The organism is Sphingomonas arvum (assembly GCF_026013565.1).
GTDB lineage: Bacteria > Pseudomonadota > Alphaproteobacteria > Sphingomonadales > Sphingomonadaceae > Sphingomicrobium > Sphingomicrobium arvum.
In genome coordinates this window covers 1,368,672-1,383,870 of record NZ_JAPDOB010000001.1, presented here as the reverse complement: position 1 = coordinate 1,383,870, position 15,199 = coordinate 1,368,672, and the positions used below count along the sequence as shown (strand labels likewise).

14 protein-coding genes and 1 pseudogene are annotated in these 15,199 nt (G+C 65.8%); 5 read left to right on the top strand and 10 right to left on the bottom strand.

The genetic code is table 11. From position 1 onward, the window contains the following. The 3 genes from OMW55_RS06800 to OMW55_RS06790 are packed head-to-tail and all read right to left on the bottom strand — an operon-like array spanning nucleotide 1 to nucleotide 2,917. Nucleotides 1–1,113, bottom strand: a complete 1,113-nt coding sequence (locus tag OMW55_RS06800; protein ID WP_264881781.1) for a DegT/DnrJ/EryC1/StrS family aminotransferase — start codon at nucleotides 1,111–1,113, stop codon at nucleotides 1–3. Further along, nucleotides 1,110–1,544, bottom strand: a complete 435-nt coding sequence (locus OMW55_RS06795; RefSeq protein WP_264881780.1) for a sugar 3,4-ketoisomerase — start codon at nucleotides 1,542–1,544, stop codon at nucleotides 1,110–1,112. The genes OMW55_RS06800 and OMW55_RS06795 overlap by 4 nt, the downstream gene beginning before the upstream one ends. 53 nt (nucleotides 1,545–1,597) lie before the next feature. Further along, on the bottom strand, nucleotides 1,598–2,917 hold the full coding sequence (locus OMW55_RS06790) for a UDP-glucose dehydrogenase family protein (RefSeq protein WP_264881778.1): 1,320 nt from the start codon (nucleotides 2,915–2,917) through the stop codon (nucleotides 1,598–1,600). 127 nt (nucleotides 2,918–3,044) lie between these two features. Here OMW55_RS06790 and dnaE point away from each other — a divergent pair, with 127 nt between their 5' ends. Continuing rightward, on the top strand, nucleotides 3,045–6,503 hold the full coding sequence (gene dnaE, locus OMW55_RS06785; RefSeq protein ID WP_264881777.1) for a DNA polymerase III subunit alpha: 3,459 nt from the start codon (nucleotides 3,045–3,047) through the stop codon (nucleotides 6,501–6,503). A gap of 61 nt (nucleotides 6,504–6,564) precedes the next feature. On the opposite strand, the gene OMW55_RS06780 is transcribed toward dnaE, so the two are convergent. From OMW55_RS06780 to OMW55_RS06760, 5 genes and pseudogenes are all read right to left on the bottom strand, one after another. After that, nucleotides 6,565–7,215, bottom strand: coding sequence for a hemerythrin domain-containing protein (locus OMW55_RS06780; RefSeq protein WP_264881775.1), 651 nt, complete (start codon nucleotides 7,213–7,215; stop codon nucleotides 6,565–6,567). Nucleotides 7,216–7,559: 344 nt separating this feature from the next. Then, nucleotides 7,560–8,291 (bottom strand): annotated as a pseudogene (gene mtgA / locus OMW55_RS06775) (monofunctional biosynthetic peptidoglycan transglycosylase); the annotation flags it as partial. A gap of 377 nt (nucleotides 8,292–8,668) precedes the next feature. Continuing rightward, nucleotides 8,669–9,190, bottom strand: coding sequence for a pyridoxamine 5'-phosphate oxidase family protein (locus OMW55_RS06770; protein WP_264881774.1), 522 nt, complete (start codon nucleotides 9,188–9,190; stop codon nucleotides 8,669–8,671). Between the two features lie 59 nt (nucleotides 9,191–9,249). After that, entirely contained in the window at nucleotides 9,250–9,942 is a 693-nt protein-coding gene (locus tag OMW55_RS06765) for an NYN domain-containing protein (protein WP_264881773.1), read from the bottom strand. Beyond that, nucleotides 9,939–10,580 carry a carbonic anhydrase gene (locus tag OMW55_RS06760; RefSeq protein ID WP_264881771.1) on the bottom strand — a complete coding sequence of 214 codons (642 nt, stop codon included), beginning with the start codon at nucleotides 10,578–10,580 and terminating at the stop codon, nucleotides 9,939–9,941. Before OMW55_RS06760 ends, OMW55_RS06765 begins: the two co-directional genes overlap by 4 nt. A 111-nt stretch (nucleotides 10,581–10,691) precedes the next feature. Here OMW55_RS06760 and OMW55_RS06755 point away from each other — a divergent pair, with 111 nt between their 5' ends. Genes OMW55_RS06755 through OMW55_RS06745 form a run of 3 tightly spaced genes read left to right on the top strand, consistent with a single transcriptional unit; the run spans nucleotide 10,692 to nucleotide 12,482 of the window. Then, nucleotides 10,692–11,030, top strand: coding sequence for a hypothetical protein (locus OMW55_RS06755; RefSeq protein ID WP_264881769.1), 339 nt, complete (start codon nucleotides 10,692–10,694; stop codon nucleotides 11,028–11,030). Nucleotides 11,031–11,090: 60 nt separating this feature from the next. Then, nucleotides 11,091–12,017 carry a lipoyl synthase gene (gene lipA / locus OMW55_RS06750; RefSeq protein ID WP_264882036.1) on the top strand — a complete coding sequence of 309 codons (927 nt, stop codon included), beginning with the start codon at nucleotides 11,091–11,093 and terminating at the stop codon, nucleotides 12,015–12,017. Between the two features lie 6 nt (nucleotides 12,018–12,023). Continuing rightward, entirely contained in the window at nucleotides 12,024–12,482 is a 459-nt protein-coding gene (locus OMW55_RS06745; protein ID WP_264881768.1) for a type II toxin-antitoxin system RatA family toxin, read from the top strand. Here the strand turns inward: OMW55_RS06745 and OMW55_RS06740 are convergent. Both OMW55_RS06740 and OMW55_RS06735 read right to left on the bottom strand, forming a co-directional pair. Continuing rightward, nucleotides 12,443–12,946 (bottom strand): CinA family protein, encoded by a 504-nt coding sequence (locus OMW55_RS06740; RefSeq protein WP_264881767.1) that lies wholly within the window; start codon nucleotides 12,944–12,946, stop codon nucleotides 12,443–12,445. The genes OMW55_RS06745 and OMW55_RS06740 overlap by 40 nt on opposite strands. Before the next feature lie 62 nt (nucleotides 12,947–13,008). Then, nucleotides 13,009–14,148 carry a bifunctional 2-C-methyl-D-erythritol 4-phosphate cytidylyltransferase/2-C-methyl-D-erythritol 2,4-cyclodiphosphate synthase gene (locus OMW55_RS06735; protein WP_264881766.1) on the bottom strand — a complete coding sequence of 380 codons (1,140 nt, stop codon included), beginning with the start codon at nucleotides 14,146–14,148 and terminating at the stop codon, nucleotides 13,009–13,011. A 50-nt stretch (nucleotides 14,149–14,198) separates the two neighbouring features. Between OMW55_RS06735 and dusB the strand changes: the two genes are divergently transcribed. Further along, nucleotides 14,199–15,194 carry a tRNA dihydrouridine synthase DusB gene (dusB, locus tag OMW55_RS06730; protein WP_264881764.1) on the top strand — a complete coding sequence of 332 codons (996 nt, stop codon included), beginning with the start codon at nucleotides 14,199–14,201 and terminating at the stop codon, nucleotides 15,192–15,194. Nucleotides 15,195–15,199: the final 5 nt, after the last annotated feature.

Below are 15,199 nucleotides of genomic sequence, written 5' to 3'. Positions count from 1 at the left end.
TCAGGCCGCCCGCCGCTGCATTGCGGTTGCGACGGCACCGACCACGGCGTCCACCTGCGTTGCGCTCATGTGCGGTCCGATCGGCAGGCTGAGCACCCGCTGCGCCAGCCGCTCCGCGACGGGCAGCGATCCTGCGGGCAGGGCCAGGTCGCGATAGGCCTGCTGGCGGTGGGGCGGAATGGGATAGTGGGTCAGGCTTTGCACACCGGCCTCGGTCAGCCCTGCCTGCAGCGCCTCGCGCGCGTCCGCCTGCACGACGAACAGATGCCACGCCGGGTCGGCCCAGTCCGGCACGAACGGCAGCTCCAGTCCGCTCGCCGCCAATGCCGTGCGGTAATGTCCGGCGATGACGGCCCGACGTCCATTCCATTCGTTCAGGTGTCGCAGCTTTACGGTCAGCACCGCGGCCTGCACCGGATCCAGGCGGGAGTTCACGCCCCGTACCTCGTTCACGTACCGCCGGTGCGAGCCGTAGTTGCCAAGCGTGCGGATGCGTTCGGCCAGCACCGGATCGTCCGTCGTCACCGCTCCCGCGTCGCCCAGCGCACCAAGGTTTTTGCTGGGATAGAAGCTCCATGCGACGGCATCGCCGTGCGCGCCGACCCGCCGACCCTTGTAGCGCGCGCCATGCGCCTGTGCGGCATCCTCCAGCAGGCGCAACCCGTACCGCCGTGCTAATTCGAGCAACGGATCAAGGTCAGCTGGCTGACCATACAGGTGGGTGGGCAGGATCACCTTGGTTCGCGGCGTCAGCGCCGCCTCGACCCGCCCAGGATCAAGGTTGTGGGTGCGCGCATCAGGCTCCACCAGCACCGGTGTGGCGCCAACCATGCTGACCGCCAGCACCGTCGCGATGTAACCGTTGCTGGCAACGATCACCTCGTCACCAGAGCCGACGTTCATCGCCCGCAACGCCAGGTGCAGGGCATCAAGCCCGTTGCCCACACCGACGCAATGTCCAGCGCCGCAATAAGCCGCAAATGCTGCCTCGAACCCAGCGATTTCCGGCCCGCCGACGTACCAGCCGGAGGCGAGGACGCGGTCCATTGCCTCGCCAATTTCTGCCCGCAGCTCAAGATATGCAGCCTGCAGATCCAGAAACGGTACGGTCACGCGTTAATGGTCCCGACCAGCGCCATGAAGCGGTCATAGTCGCGGATGTAGTCGGCCTCATCATAGTGCGCGTCAGCCAGCACCATTAGCACGCAGTCAGGCGTGAAGTTGTGCATCTCGTGCCAGACCATTGGGCCAATGGTGAGGCCGACGTCTGGCCGGTCCAACGGAACGTCGCGCTTCTCACTGCCATCGTCCAGCATCATGGTGCACGCACCACAAACCGCGACGACAAGCTGCTGCAGCCTAAGATGCGCATGAAAGCCCCGGCTCACACCCGGCAAGGTCCCGAACACCGTATAAACCCGCTTGACGTCGAACGGGACGGTGATGCCAGCTTCGATCGGCACCAACGAACCACGCTCGTCGCCGCGAACCATGAGTGGCAACAGCCTGCAACCCGTCAGAATCTCGTGCTCGGCCCGATGCATGGCCGATCAGATAACGGCACCGGCCGGCAAGGCAACCAGCTTAACAGAAGCTGCTAGGCCACAGCGGCGCTTGCGCGTCCGACCCCACGGTAGGTCAGGCCAACACGCGTCGCTTCCTCCGGCTCGTAGACGTTGCGCAGATCGATAAGCGCGTTGCCACGCATGCGGCGCGCGACCTCTTTCAGGTCCAGCGCGCGGAATTCGTCCCATTCGGTGACCAGCACCAGCGCATCGGCGCCGTCGACGACCGAGTAGCTGTCGTCGGCGAACTCGACTCCCGGGAGCAGCGACCGGGCGTGGTCGATGCCGACCGGATCGAATGCCGCAACCCTGGCGCCCTGCTGCTGCAGGCCGGCGATCAGCGCCAGGCTGGGCGCATCGCGCATGTCGTCGGTGTTGGGCTTGAACGTCAGGCCGAGCACGGCGACCTTCTTGCCCTGGAGACTGCCGCCGAGCGCCTCGCGGACCCGCTCCGCCATGCGCACCTTGCGCTCGTCGTTGACCGCCACCACGCTGCCGACGATCCGCATCGGCACGTCGGCCGCTTCCGCCGTCTGCAGCAGGGCCAGCGTGTCCTTGGGAAAGCAGCTGCCGCCATAGCCCGGGCCGGCGTGGAGGAACTTGGGCCCGATCCGATTGTCGAGCCCGATCCCGCGGGCAACCTCCTGCACATCGGCGCCGACCGCTTCGCACAGGTCGGCGACCTCGTTGATGAAGCTGATCTTGGTCGCGAGGAACGCGTTGGCGGCGTACTTGATGAGCTCGGCCGTGCGCCGGCCGGTGAACAGGATCGGCGCCTTGTTGAGGAACAGCGGCCGGTAGACCTCGTGCAGCACCTCGCGGGCGCGGTCGTCTTCCGCGCCGACCACAATGCGATCCGGGATCTTGAAGTCGCGGATGGCGGCGCCCTCGCGCAGGAACTCGGGGTTGGAGGCGACGCTGGTCCCGTCGGGCGCATTGTTGGCGCGGAGGATGCGGGCGATCTCGTCGCCGGTGCCGACCGGAACGGTGGATTTGGTGACGATCACCGCCGGCCGGGTCAGCGCCCGCGCGATCTCCTCCGCGGCCGCGTAGACATAGCTCAGGTCCGCATGGCCATCGCCGTGCCGCGCGGGCGTTCCGACGGCGATGAAGATCGCATCGGCCGTGTCGATCGCCGGCTTCAGCTCGGTGGTGAACTCCAGGCGACCGCGCTTGACGTTGTGGCTGACGATCGCCTCCAGCCCTGGTTCCCAGATCGGCATGCGACCTTCATGCAGGCCGGCGATCTTGCTCTCGTCCTTGTCAACGCAGGTCACGTGATGACCGAAGTCCGCGAAGCAGGCTCCGGACACGAGGCCGACATAGCCGGTGCCGATCATCACAATCTGCATGAGGGAGAAGATTCCTGTTGGGTGAAGCGAGCGCGGGCTTTAGCCAGCCCTCCGATGCGCGTCAAAAGACGTGGATAAGTGCTGGCCTTCAGCTTCCACTCAGGCGCGCGCCCCTTATAACTCCCTCATGGTTTTCGTTCCGCTGCGGGTCTTCTCTTCCTTCACAATGCTCGAAGGAGCGATGGAGCCCAAGGACATCGCCAAGCAGGCGCGCAAGTTGGGTTTTCCGGCGGCGGCGCTGACGGACCGCAATGGTCTCTACGCCGCCATGGCCTTTTCCGACTACTGCAGCGGCGAAGGCGTGCAGCCGATCGTCGGCGCCACGCTTGGCCTTGCACGACCGGCGGACCTCCCCGGCGCTGGGATGGACTGGCTGGTGCTGCTGGCCAAGGACGAGGAAGGATACGCCAATCTCTGCCGGCTGGTCTCCGCGGCGCACATGGAGCGGCCTGACGACCAGATCCCGCACGTTTCTTTCGAAAAGCTCGCTGGGCATGCGGAAGGATTGGTCGCGCTCACTGCGGGCGGGGAGGGGAGTGTTGTGCGGCTGCTCGCCGAGGGCCAAGCGCAGGCCGCCCGGCAGGCGCTGGCGCAGCTTAAGGCGCTGTTCGGCGACCGGCTCTATGTCGAGCTGTCGCGCCGGGGCGACCTGGCGGAGGAAGCAGCAGAAGGTGCGCTGATCGATCTCGCCTACGCGCTCGACCTGCCGCTGGTCGCGACCAATCCCGCGCTTTACGCGGAACCCCACTTCCACCCCGCGCACGACGCCCTGCTGTGCATCGCCAACTCGGCGCAAGTCGACAACGCCGACCGCCCAACCTCCAGCCGGGAAGCCTGGCTCAAGCCAGCCGCGCAGATGGAGGAGCTGTTCGCGGACTTGCCAGAGGCACTCGTCAACACGGCAGTGATTGCGCAGCGCTGCGCGGTGGCCGCGCCAAAGCGCAAGCCGATACTGCCGCGCCTAAGCGAGGACGAGGACGAGCAGCTCAAGCGCGATGCTCATGCCGGCCTCGGAGCACGGCTCGACGGCCGCAGCGACGAGGACTCGGCGATCTATCGGCAGCGACTCGACTTCGAGCTCGATGTCATCAGCCGCATGGGCTTTTCCGGCTACTTCCTGATCGTGGCCGACTTCATCAAGTGGGCCAAGGCCAACGACATCCCGGTCGGTCCCGGTCGTGGCTCAGGCGCTGGCTCGGCAGTGGCGTGGGCGCTGACCATCACAGACCTCGACCCGATCGCCCTCAACCTGCTGTTCGAGCGCTTCCTAAATCCGGAACGCGTTTCGATGCCCGATTTCGACATCGATTTCTGCGAAACGCACCGCGACAAGGTCATCAGCTACGTCCAGCAGAAGTACGGCCGCGACCGGGTAGCGCAGATCATCACTTTCGGACGCCTGAAGGCTCGCGCGGTGCTCAAGGACACTGGTCGGGTGCTGCAAATGAGCTACGGCCACGTCGACCGGCTGGCCAAGCTGGTGCCGAGCCATCCAACCGATCCCTGGACGCTCGACCGCGCACTCGGCCGCGACCCAAAGAAGCCCGGCGACCGGGTGCCGGAGCTGATCACCGAGGTTGAGACCGACAATCAGGTCAAGCGCCTGTTCGAGCTGGCGATGAAGCTCGAAGGCCTGCCGCGGCACTCCTCCACCCACGCTGCCGGCGTGGTGATCGGGGACCGCCCGCTCGAAGAGCTCGTCCCGCTGCACCGTGACCCCCGCTCCGACATGCCGGTCACGCAATTCGACATGAAGCATGTCGAGGCGGCTGGGCTGGTCAAGTTCGACTTCCTTGGACTGAAGACCCTGTCCGTGCTCAAGGAGGGGCAGCGCCTGCTCCGCCAACGCGGCGTCGAGGTCGACTTCTCTGCCCTCGGCTGGGAGGACCCGGCCGTCTACGAACTGCTCCAACGCGGCGACACGGTCGGTGTGTTCCAGCTTGAATCCGAAGGCATGCGCCGCACGCTCGCGGCGGTGCGCCCCACCAACTTCGGCGATATCATTGCGCTGGTTTCGCTGTACCGGCCAGGCCCGATGGACAACATCCCGCTGTTCGGGGATCGCAAGAATGGCCGCGCCGCGATCGAATACCCGCACCCGCTCCTGGAAGAGGTGCTGAAGGAAACATACGGGATCTTCGTCTACCAGGAACAGGTGATGCAGGCCGCGCAGGTGCTGGCCGGGTATAGCCTTGGCGAAGCCGACCTGCTGCGCCGCGCCATGGGCAAGAAGATCCAAGCTGAGATGGATGCCCAGCGAGCCCGCTTTGTCGCCGGCTGCGCCGAGAAGGCAATCTCGGAAGGGAAGGCGAACGAGCTGTTCGACTTGATCGACAAGTTCGCTGGTTATGGTTTTAACAAGAGCCACGCCGCGGCTTACGCGTTGGTTGCTTACCATACGGCCTGGCTGAAGGCACATCACCCGGCCGAGTTCTTCGCCGCTTCCATGAGCTTCGACATCCACCAGACCGACAAGCTCTGTCTCTTCGCTGACGACCTCCGTCGCCTCGGCCTCGAACTGCTCCCGCCGGACGTCAACGCCAGCGAGGCCGACTTCTCGGTCGAGCACGGGAAGGTCCGCTACGCCCTGGGTGCGCTCAAGGGCGTGGGGGAGGGGGCGATGGCCAACATGGTAAGCGAGCGAAAAGCCGCTGGCGCCTTCAAGGCCCTGGACGAATTTTCTGAGCGCATCGACCCACGGCTGCTCAATCGACGGCAGCTCGAAAGCCTTGCGGCGGCGGGCGCCTTTGATCGCCTCAACCCCGATCGGGCAGCCGTCTTCGCGGGCGCGGAGACTATCCTGGCTCACGCCGCCAGCGCGCATGAGCAGCGGACTAGCGGGCAGGGAGGCCTGTTCGGCGGACCGGGCAGCGGCGACATCGTCCCGATCCGCCTGCCGCGCGACGCGCACTGGACACTGGCCGAGCGGATGGCGGCGGAGCGTGACTCGTTCGGCTTCTACTTCTCGGCTCACCCGGTCGATCACCACAAGCACCTGCTCGCCGCCAACAAGGTCCGCCTTTCAACGGATCTCGGTGCCGTGCCGCTACCTGCGGACGGCGCTCGCGCGACGGCGCAGTTGGCGGGCCTGGTCGAAGAAGCGCGGTGGCGCACCTCTCAGCGTGGCCGCCGCTTCCTCATGGCGCGGCTCAGCGACAGCGGTGGCCAGTTCGACGCCACCGTGTTCGACGATGAGGCGGCCGACGCTGTTGAAGCTGCCGCCAAAGCCGGTCATTGCGGCCTGCTCACCGTGGAACTCGACCGCCGCCCCGGTGAGGAGCAGCCCCGCGTCACGATCAAGCGCTTCCAACCGTTGGACGAGCTTGCGCGCCGCAGCCGCCTTGAGCTGACCATTCGGTGCGATGACCCCGCGGCGGTGCCCGCGCTCGCCGCCGAGCTGGCCAAAGCGGAGGGCGGCACCGGGCTTGTCCGCCTTGTGACCGGCCTTGCCGACGGGAGCACCGCTACGCTGCTGCTCGGCCGCAATTACCTGCTTGATGCCGAACTTGTCGCTCGTTTGGAGCGAGTATCGGGCGCGGACAGCGTCACCCTCGGGGTGCAGGAAGCGCTTCGTTTGGTCGGCTGACAAGCAAAAGGGCGGAAGCGGCCTCCCGCTTCCGCCCCTCGCGATCTAAGCGCCAGGGCGCTTAGAGCATCTTCATGCCTTCCTTGTTCATCAGCATGGTGATCTTCTTGTCCTGCTCGGGGCTCATCGCCTGCTTAAAGCGTGGGAACACCTGTTCCTCCTCCATGCGGGCATGCTCCTCGATTAGGTTGCGGAATTCGCGCACCCGGCTGAGGAACTCCGGCGCATCCTTTTCCATGTTCTCCAGCTCGTACAGGAAGGTCTTCACGTAGCCGTGCTCATGCTCGAGGTGGTCGGCGTCGACCGTTTCGTTGGCCTGTCGCAGCGCCGGATAGACGACCTGCTCCTCCTGGTGCGCATGCTTGTTCAGCGCATAATGGATCGTCTTCACCAGCGAAGCGCGCTTGCCGGTGTCGCTGTCATCCGTCGCCAGCAGCATGTCGAACTTCGCCAGCGTCGCCCTGTGCTCCAGCTTCAAGATTTCGTCCCACTCGTTGCCGGCCGAGATCGACTCCGACTTTTGCATCAGGAATTTGCGGGCCCAATTGGCACCGATGCCGATCGCTGCGCCGGCGGCCAGCGCGCCCAGGAGTGGGGCAGTGCCGCCTGAAGTTCCCGCGGAGCCGAAGCTGAAGGCGCTGCGCTCGCCATTACGGCTGTTGCTGCTGCGGTTCGAAGACTTGCGTTCACGATTGTCGGTGCGCGTCGCCATTGACTCTCTCCTATTGGGAAACTTGGCGCTTCAACCGATAGGAAAGCCTCGCCGTTCCTGTTGCGAGGCGTTTGCAGCTAAGCGCCGTTCGCCTCCGTAGGAGCGGTCGCTGGAGGCGCCGGCTGCTCTTCGTCCAAAGCCTCCAGTGGGGCCGGCTCCTCGGTTGCGAGGGTGGCCGGCTCCGACCTCGGCTCCTCCAGTGGGGCTGGGGCAGGACCCAGCTGGTCCGCGACATCCTTGAGCGGCGGCAACGGGCGGGCGGTCTCATATTCTTCCCCCGGAAGCGTCCGCTTGGCCTTGCTCGGCGGCGGAGTCCGATCGACCGGGGCACTGGCACCGGCATAGACACACGCGTCCAGCCCATCACGCGCCACCACACCGATCCGCGCCGCGATGCTGTTCCCGTAGCGGCGCGTGAAGCCCTTGGGCGCGGCCGCCCCGCGCTTCTTGGGCAGCGGCAGCACAGCCGCGATCCGGGCCGCTTCCTGCCGGGTCATGGCGCTCGCGTCATGGCCATAATAGCGCTCGGAGCCGGCGTTGACGCCATAGGTCCCAAGCCCGGTTTCAGCGATATTGAGGTAGACCTCCATGATCCGCCGCTTGCCCCATAGCTGCTCAATCAGAAAGGTGAACCAGGCCTCCGCTCCCTTGCGCGCGTAGCCGCCGCCCTGCCACAGGAAGGCATTCTTGGCGGTCTGCTGGCTGATGGTGGAGCCGCCGTGAATGCGCCCGCCGCTGGCGTTGCGCTTCATCGCATCTTCGATCGCCTCCAGGTCGAAGCCGTTATGGCGGCAGAACTTGCTGTCCTCCGCTGCAATCGCGGCCCGCACCATGTCGCGGTCGATCCGATCGATGCCCATCCACTCGCGCGTGGCCCCGCGGCCCCCGAGGATGTCGCCGGCCATGGTCGCCGTCAGTGGTGGGTTGATGAAGCGATAGGCCAGCACCCAGAGTAGGCTGAACAGCAACAGAGCGAGCACCAGTTTGGCGACGAACAGAAGAGCGCGGGCCGGGAATGAACGGCCGGACGCGGATTTGCTGCGGGAAGGGCGGGAGGGGGCGGCAGATCGGGCCATGCCGCCGGGCTAGCGAGCGCCAGGCTGACTGTCGAGCGGCCCTAGCGGTTCAGCCGGGCCGCATTCTCTTCATATTGCGAAGCCATGCTGCGCAGAACGTCAGCCGCCTGCCGGTCCGAGATACCGGCCGCCAACCGGCGGCAACGCTCGGCCTTGGACGCAAGCGTTTCAGCATCTTCCGAAGGTGCCGCCTGCCATTGCACGTCGTCGTGGGTGCGCTCTCTTGGGTCGGTAGCCAATTCGAAATCCCATGTTCGCACTCGGCCGGGAGCCTCAACTCGGCCGATCACGTCAAGAACCCGACACTAGTTGTCGGGTTCCCGACACAGATCAATCTATGTTGTCCTCGGTAACCAGTGGCGCGCTGGCCACAGCGCTTAGAGTGCTACTTCGGTCTGGTTCTCGCGCTGATGATCCTTGCCGGGATCCCGGCCAACCAGCCGCAGCGCCGCCGCGACCAAGGTCGCCCCCGACTCCGATTTCCAGATCTCGGCCCGCTCCGTGTCAAAGCGGAGCAGCTGGAGATCAGGGTCGTCTTTGCCTTCCTTGTACCAGCTGGCAACGAATGGATTCCATAACTTGTCGACCAGCGCGCGGTCCTCGATCGTGTGCAGCGTCCCGTGAACGTGGGCGAATAGGTCATGACCCTTCGCGACATAGGTGCAGACCGCGCGATCAGTCTCGCTCAGTCCCTTCACCAGCGCTTCGGACTTGGCACCGAAGAAGTAGATAGTGCCGCCGTCCTTCTTGTCGGCGCCTTCGGCGGTATCGACCTGCGCCGTCCACGGGCGGGTACGACTATCTTCGACGCCTTGCAGGCCGATCATCACGAACGGCGAGCTATTGAGCTCTTTCCAGAACAGTTCCTTCAGCTCCTGGGAGCGGTCCTCGTCGGCCATCTTCTATCTCCGTCGATGTGCGTTTCGCAACCGAACGGGGCAAGGCAGGCCCGGTTCCCTTACCGCAGCCGCCTGACCAGCTGCTTGCCATCGCCGGTTGCCTTCACCTCGAAGTTGGGCAGGGAACGGACCAGGTCGCCGAGGCGCGCGAACCCATAGTTGCGGGCGGCGAATGACGACACAGCCTTGGCCCGCTGCCCGACCTCCGACAGTGGCGCAAAGCCATCCTCGTCCCGCTTGCTCGCTTTCCAAGCCGCGCCGAGCACCTCCACGAGATCCTCGTCCACGCCGGCCTGCTCGCCGCCATCCCGCGCCGCGCCAGCCAGCGCCGCCACGTCGAAGAAGCGCGTGCAGCTGTTTTGAAAGCTGATCGGGGTCTTGGACGTACCGAAGCCATAAACAGGCAGGCCATCTTCCCGGATGCGTTGGGCGAGTGGGAGAAAATCGCTATCGCTGCTGACGATCCCAAAGCCGTCGACATGGCCGCGGTAGAGCAGGTCCATGGCGTCGATAGTCATGCGCATGTCGGTCGCTGACTTGCCCTTGACCACGTCGAACTGCTGCACCGGAATGATCGAATGGGCGGTGGACAGCAGCCCCCAGCCTTTCAGCGCCGTTTTCTGCCAGTTGCCATAAGCTCGCCGAATGTTGATCGTGCCCAGCTCACCGAGCACCAGCAGCACTTCGTCCAGGTGATCGGGTGAGGCATTGTCCGCGTCGATCAGCAGCGCGATGTTCGCTTCCTGGCTCATGCGGTCGCAGAGGTGCCGGGGTCCTCAACCACGTGGAACTCGCCGGTGCCCTCATCCAGCTCCCACAACCGACCCTCGGCGATTGCGAAATGACAACCATGCAGCTGCAACTCGCCGGCAGCCTCGCGTTCGGCGACAAACGGAAAGGTGCGCAGGTTGGCGAGGCTCGTCTTCACCCCTTCCAGCTCCAATGCCCGCTGCGGATCTTCGGGAGATCTGGCCCGCACGCGTTCGACAGCCGGGTCGAGCAGCCCGATCCATTTGTCGATGAAGGTCCGGTTCGGGTCGCCGTGGCCGCCGAGCGCCGCGGTGATGCCGCCGCAGGCGCCGTGGCCCATGACCACGATGTGCTGCACGTTGAGCGCAGTGACTCCGAACTCCAGCGCGGCGCTGACGCCATGAAGGCCGCTGCCCTGCTCGAAGGGCGGCACCAGATTGGCGACGTTTCGCAAGATGAACACCTGGCCTGGCTCGGTGTCGAAGATGGTGGCCGGATCGACCCGGCTGTCGGAGCAGCCGATGATCATCACCGCCGGCGACTGCCCCTCGGCAAGCGTTTCCCAGCGGCGCCGCTCGGTTTCGTAGCGACCCGCGCGGAAGCGGTGGTAGCCCCACAGCAAGGCTTTGAACTCGGACATGCCGGCGTCGCTATAACGTCAGAAGCGCCAAGGCAATCGAGCCGCAGGACGGAACAGAAGGGTAGGGCCATGCCTTTTTAGGCGCACGGGGAGCACATCGAGGAGTGAGCGATGAACAAGCTTCTAATGACTGCGGCCGTGGCTACCGGGGTGACCCTGTCCGGCTGCGCTACGGACCGCTATGCTTACGGCGATCCTTACTACAATGGTAACCGCACCCAAGGTCAGGATGCCCTGACCGGCGCCGCCATTGGTGCCGCCACGGGAGCCGCGGTCGGCGCGGTGGTGCCCGGGGTCAAGGTCGGCACCGGCGCCATCGCCGGCGGCTTGGCCGGTGCAGTGCTCGGGGCGGTGGTGAACGGCCGTCAGACCTATCGTTCGACGCAGGGCCAGTGCTACTACGTCGACCAGTATGGCCAGCCGGTCTACCTGCCCAACAACAATTGCTAAGCTGACGCTTATCGGCGCGTGGGGGTGGCACCCGCTGCCCCCACTCGCTATCTGGCGGCGATGAACGCTCCCGCCGCCCTCCCGACGCCACCGAAGCAGCGCAAGCCCGACTGGATCCGGGTCAAGGCGCCGGTGGGCGAGAACTTCTCCCAGACCCGCAAGCTGATGCGCGACCTCGGCCTCGCGACCGTTTGCGAGGAAGCGGCCTGCCCGAACATCGGTGAGTGCTGGACCAAGAAGCACGCCACCGTGATGATCCTGGGCGACACCTGCACCCGGGCTTGCGCCTTCTGCAACGTCAAGACCGGCATGCCGCGCGTCGTCGACCCGCTCGAGCCACAGCATGTCGCCGTGGCCGCGGCCGAATTAGGCCTTGAGCATATCGTCGTCACCAGCGTCGACCGCGACGACCTGCCGGACGGCGGCGCGTCGCAGTTCGTCAAGGTAATCGAGGCGCTCCGCCGCGAGACCCCGAACACCACCATCGAGATCCTTACCCCCGACTTCCGCAATAAGTCGGAGGAGGCCGTCGCCCGCATCGTCGATGCCGGGCCCGACGTCTACAATCATAATCTCGAAACAGTGCCGAGGCTCTACCCGACTATCCGGCCCGGCGCGCGTTACTATGCCTCGCTCCGCCTGCTGGAGCAGGTGAAGCGGCTCAGCCCGGCCATCTTCACCAAGTCGGGCGTGATGGTTGGCCTTGGCGAGCAGCGCCTCGAAGTGCACCAGGTTATGGACGACATGCGCTCGGCCGGCATCGATTTCCTGACCATGGGTCAGTACCTCCAGCCGACACCGCGCCACGCCACCGTCGAGGAGTTCGTGACCCCCGACGCGTTCAAGGCCTATGCCGCGATCGCGCGGGCCAAGGGCTTCCTGCTGGTCGCCGCGTCACCCCTGACCCGGTCGAGCTATCACGCGGGAGACGACTTCCAGAAAATGCAAGCCGCTCGCGCGGGGCAGCTGGCCCGCAAGGCACGCTGACGACCCATGCCTCGCCATAGCGAGACCAAGTATCTGCCCTATACGCCCGAGCAGCTGTTCGAGCTGGTCGCCGACGTGAAGCGCTACGACGAGTTCCTGCCCTGGGTTACCGCCGTGCGTATTCGCGCGTCGTCAGAGGCGGAGACGATCGCCGACCTGATCGTCGGCTTTGGCGCCTTCAAGGAACGCTTCACCAGCCGCGTCCGCAAGTTCCGGCCGGAGCGGATCGAGGTCGATTATCTCGAAGGCCCGCTCAAATACCTTCACAACGAGTGGCGCTTCGAACCGTCAGGCGAGGGGACCGACGTCCACTTCTCCGTCGATTTCGCCTTCCGCTCCCGCATCTTCGAGGCGGTCGCCGGCAAGGTATTCGATCGCGCGCTGCGCAAGATGACCGGCGCCTTCGAACAGCGCGCAGCCGCCCTCTACGGCTCCAGCAGCTCGAGCGCGCAAAGCGCCGCCTGAAGCCGGATGGCGGCACGGCCGCCCGCTGCGTCGAACAGCCGGCTGTCCGCCACCACCTTGTCGGGGTCCTCCTCGCGCTCGGCGCGGGCGAACACCACGGTGCCGACCGGCTTGCTGGCCGAGCCACCGCCGGGGCCAGCGATGCCGGTGATCGCTACCGCCACGTCTGCACCTGAGGTCGTCAGCGCGCCGCGTGCCATGGCCCAGGCCGTGGCCACGCTGACCGCCCCGAACGTGCCGACCACGTCCTCGTTGACGTGCAAGGCACTCATTTTCGCTTCGTTGGAATAGGTGACGTAGCCGGCCAGGAACACGTCGGACGAACCTGCTATTTCCGTCAGCGCGGCGCTGACTAGGCCGCCCGTGCAGCTTTCGGCCAGTGCGATGGTCCGTCCCGCCGCCCGATTCGCTTCGATGATCTCACGCGCCTTATCGACCAGCTCAGGCGGCAGCAGGTAATCCATCGGTCTCACCCCTTCCGGTGTCAGCAAACCCGCTTCCACCTGCTTCGTTGCACGACGGTACGTCAGGCGGGCAGGCGGATGCTGGCTACCGCCTGCGCCGCGATGCCTTCGCGCCTGCCCGTAAACCCCAGCTGCTCGGTAGTGGTCGCCTTGATGCTGACCCGGTCCTGCGCGATGTCCAGGATGTCCGCTACCCGTGCCCGCATCGTCGCTCGATGCGGACCAACCTTTGGTGCCTCGCAGATCACCGTGCAGTCCACATGGTCGATGACCCCGCCTCGCGCGCGGATTAGGTCGGCGGCGTGCACCAGGAAGCGATCGGACGATGCGCCCTTCCACTGCGGCTCCGAGGGCGGGAAATGCTGTCCGATGTCGCCCAGCGCTGCGGCACCCAGCAGCGCGTCGGTGATGGCGTGAAGCACGACGTCCGCATCGCTATGGCCGGCTAGGCCATGCTCGTGCTCCATCTCGATCCCGCCCATTACGACCGGTCCAGGCCCGTTGAAGGCATGCACATCGAAGCCCATTCCCACACGGCTAACCATCTGCCCGCCGAGCATCATTTCCGCACGTTCCCAGTCCCTTGCGCTTGTCAGCTTGTGCAGCATCTCATCTCCGGTGACTGTCGCCACGCGCAGACCGGCGTTCTGCAGAACCGTGGACTCGTCGGTGTCCGCCGACTTGCCTGCCTCATCCATGGCGTAGAGGAGATCCTCGGCATGGTACGCCTGCGGGGTCTGCACGCGTAGCATTTGCGTCCGGCTGACCGTGCCGCGCAACTCTTGGTCACCCTTGGCCAGGGTGTCCGCGACCGGTAGCACGGGCACCGCTCCGTCGGCGGTGCCAACAGCGTCCAGCAATCGGTCGATCACCTCGGGCGGGCAGAAGGGGCGGGCGGCATCGTGGATCAGGACGATATCTGCCCCGATCGCCTCCAGCCCCGCGCGTACGCTGTCCGCACGCTCAGCCCCGCCGACGATCAACTCGCCGACCTTGAGTCCGTCCAGCGCGTCGGCCGCCAGTGAATGCTGCCCAATGCCGATGACCACGCGAACGGCATCGATCCGCGGATGCTCGATCAACGCTTCTACCGCCCGCCGCAGGACCGGCTTGCCAGCGAGGAGTCGGTATTGCTTGGGCAAGTCGCCACCCATGCGGCTGCCGCTGCCCGCGGCGACGATCAAGGCGGTGACCTGGCTCACGGGGCGCGCCTTGCCCGTTTCGGGCCGCTCCTGTAAAGGCGCGCCCTCCCATGGCCAGCTTCAGACCCATCGCGATCGGCCCGGTCCGGATTGACGCGCCCGTTATCCTGGCGCCGATGACCGGCGTCACCGACCTGCCGTTCCGGAAGATCGTCAAACGCTATGGCGCTGGGCTGACTGTCAGCGAGATGATCGCCAGCCAGGCAGCCATCCGCGAAACTCGCCAGAGCCTCCAGAAGGCGCTGTGGGACCCGTCGGAAGAGCCGGTCAGCCTGCAACTCGCCGGCTGCTCACCCTACGAGATGGCGGAGGCCGCCCGGCTTAACGAGCAGCGCGGCGCGGCCATCATCGACATCAACATGGGCTGTCCCGTGCGAAAGGTCGTCAACGGCGATGCCGGCTCGGCCCTCATGCGCGACCTGCCGCTCGCCGCGAGCCTGATTGAGGCCACGGTTAAGGCCGTGAAGATCCCAGTCACCGTGAAGATGCGGATGGGATGGGACCTCGACAGCCTGAACGCGCCGGAGCTCGCGCGTATCGCGCAGGACCTCGGCGCGCAGATGATCACCGTGCACGGCCGCACCCGCAACCAGATGTACAAGGGCAGGGCCGACTGGGCCTTCGTCCGCCGCGTCAAGGACGCGGTCAGCCTGCCGGTGATCGTCAACGGCGACATCTGCAGCCGCGAGGACGCGCGGGAGGCGCTTCAGCAATCCGGTGCCGACGGGGTCATGATCGGTCGCGGTGCCTATGGTCGACCGTGGCTGCTCGGCCAGGTGATGGCGGACCTTGCCGGCGGAGATCGCCCGGAGCCGGGCTTGGACGAGCAGCTGGCCGTCATGCTGGAGCAGTATGAGGCGATGCAGTCGCTCTACGGGAAGCAGACTGGCCTGAACCTCGCCCGCAAGCATATCGGCTGGTACACCAAGGGGCTGCCGGGCTCGGCCGAGTTCCGAAACAAGGTGAACACGCAAGACGATCCGGTGGTGGTCACCGCCATGCTGCGCGACTTCTACGCGCCTTGGTGCGCTCGCCAGGCAGCCTGAAAAAA

Coding starts and splice junctions, on each gene's coding strand:
- OMW55_RS06795 (WP_264881780.1), bottom strand. CDS start 1,544: ATGCATCGGGCCGAGCACGAGATTCTGACGGGTTGCAGGCTGTTGCCA.
- OMW55_RS06790 (WP_264881778.1), bottom strand. CDS start 2,917: ATGCAGATTGTGATGATCGGCACCGGCTATGTCGGCCTCGTGTCCGGA.
- dnaE (WP_264881777.1), top strand. CDS start 3,045: ATGGTTTTCGTTCCGCTGCGGGTCTTCTCTTCCTTCACAATGCTCGAA.
- OMW55_RS06780 (WP_264881775.1), bottom strand. CDS start 7,215: ATGGCGACGCGCACCGACAATCGTGAACGCAAGTCTTCGAACCGCAGC.
- OMW55_RS06770 (WP_264881774.1), bottom strand. CDS start 9,190: ATGGCCGACGAGGACCGCTCCCAGGAGCTGAAGGAACTGTTCTGGAAA.
- OMW55_RS06765 (WP_264881773.1), bottom strand. CDS start 9,942: ATGAGCCAGGAAGCGAACATCGCGCTGCTGATCGACGCGGACAATGCC.
- OMW55_RS06760 (WP_264881771.1), bottom strand. CDS start 10,580: ATGTCCGAGTTCAAAGCCTTGCTGTGGGGCTACCACCGCTTCCGCGCG.
- OMW55_RS06755 (WP_264881769.1), top strand. CDS start 10,692: ATGAACAAGCTTCTAATGACTGCGGCCGTGGCTACCGGGGTGACCCTG.
- lipA (WP_264882036.1), top strand. CDS start 11,091: ATGAACGCTCCCGCCGCCCTCCCGACGCCACCGAAGCAGCGCAAGCCC.
- OMW55_RS06745 (WP_264881768.1), top strand. CDS start 12,024: ATGCCTCGCCATAGCGAGACCAAGTATCTGCCCTATACGCCCGAGCAG.
- OMW55_RS06740 (WP_264881767.1), bottom strand. CDS start 12,946: ATGGATTACCTGCTGCCGCCTGAGCTGGTCGATAAGGCGCGTGAGATC.
- dusB (WP_264881764.1), top strand. CDS start 14,199: ATGGCCAGCTTCAGACCCATCGCGATCGGCCCGGTCCGGATTGACGCG.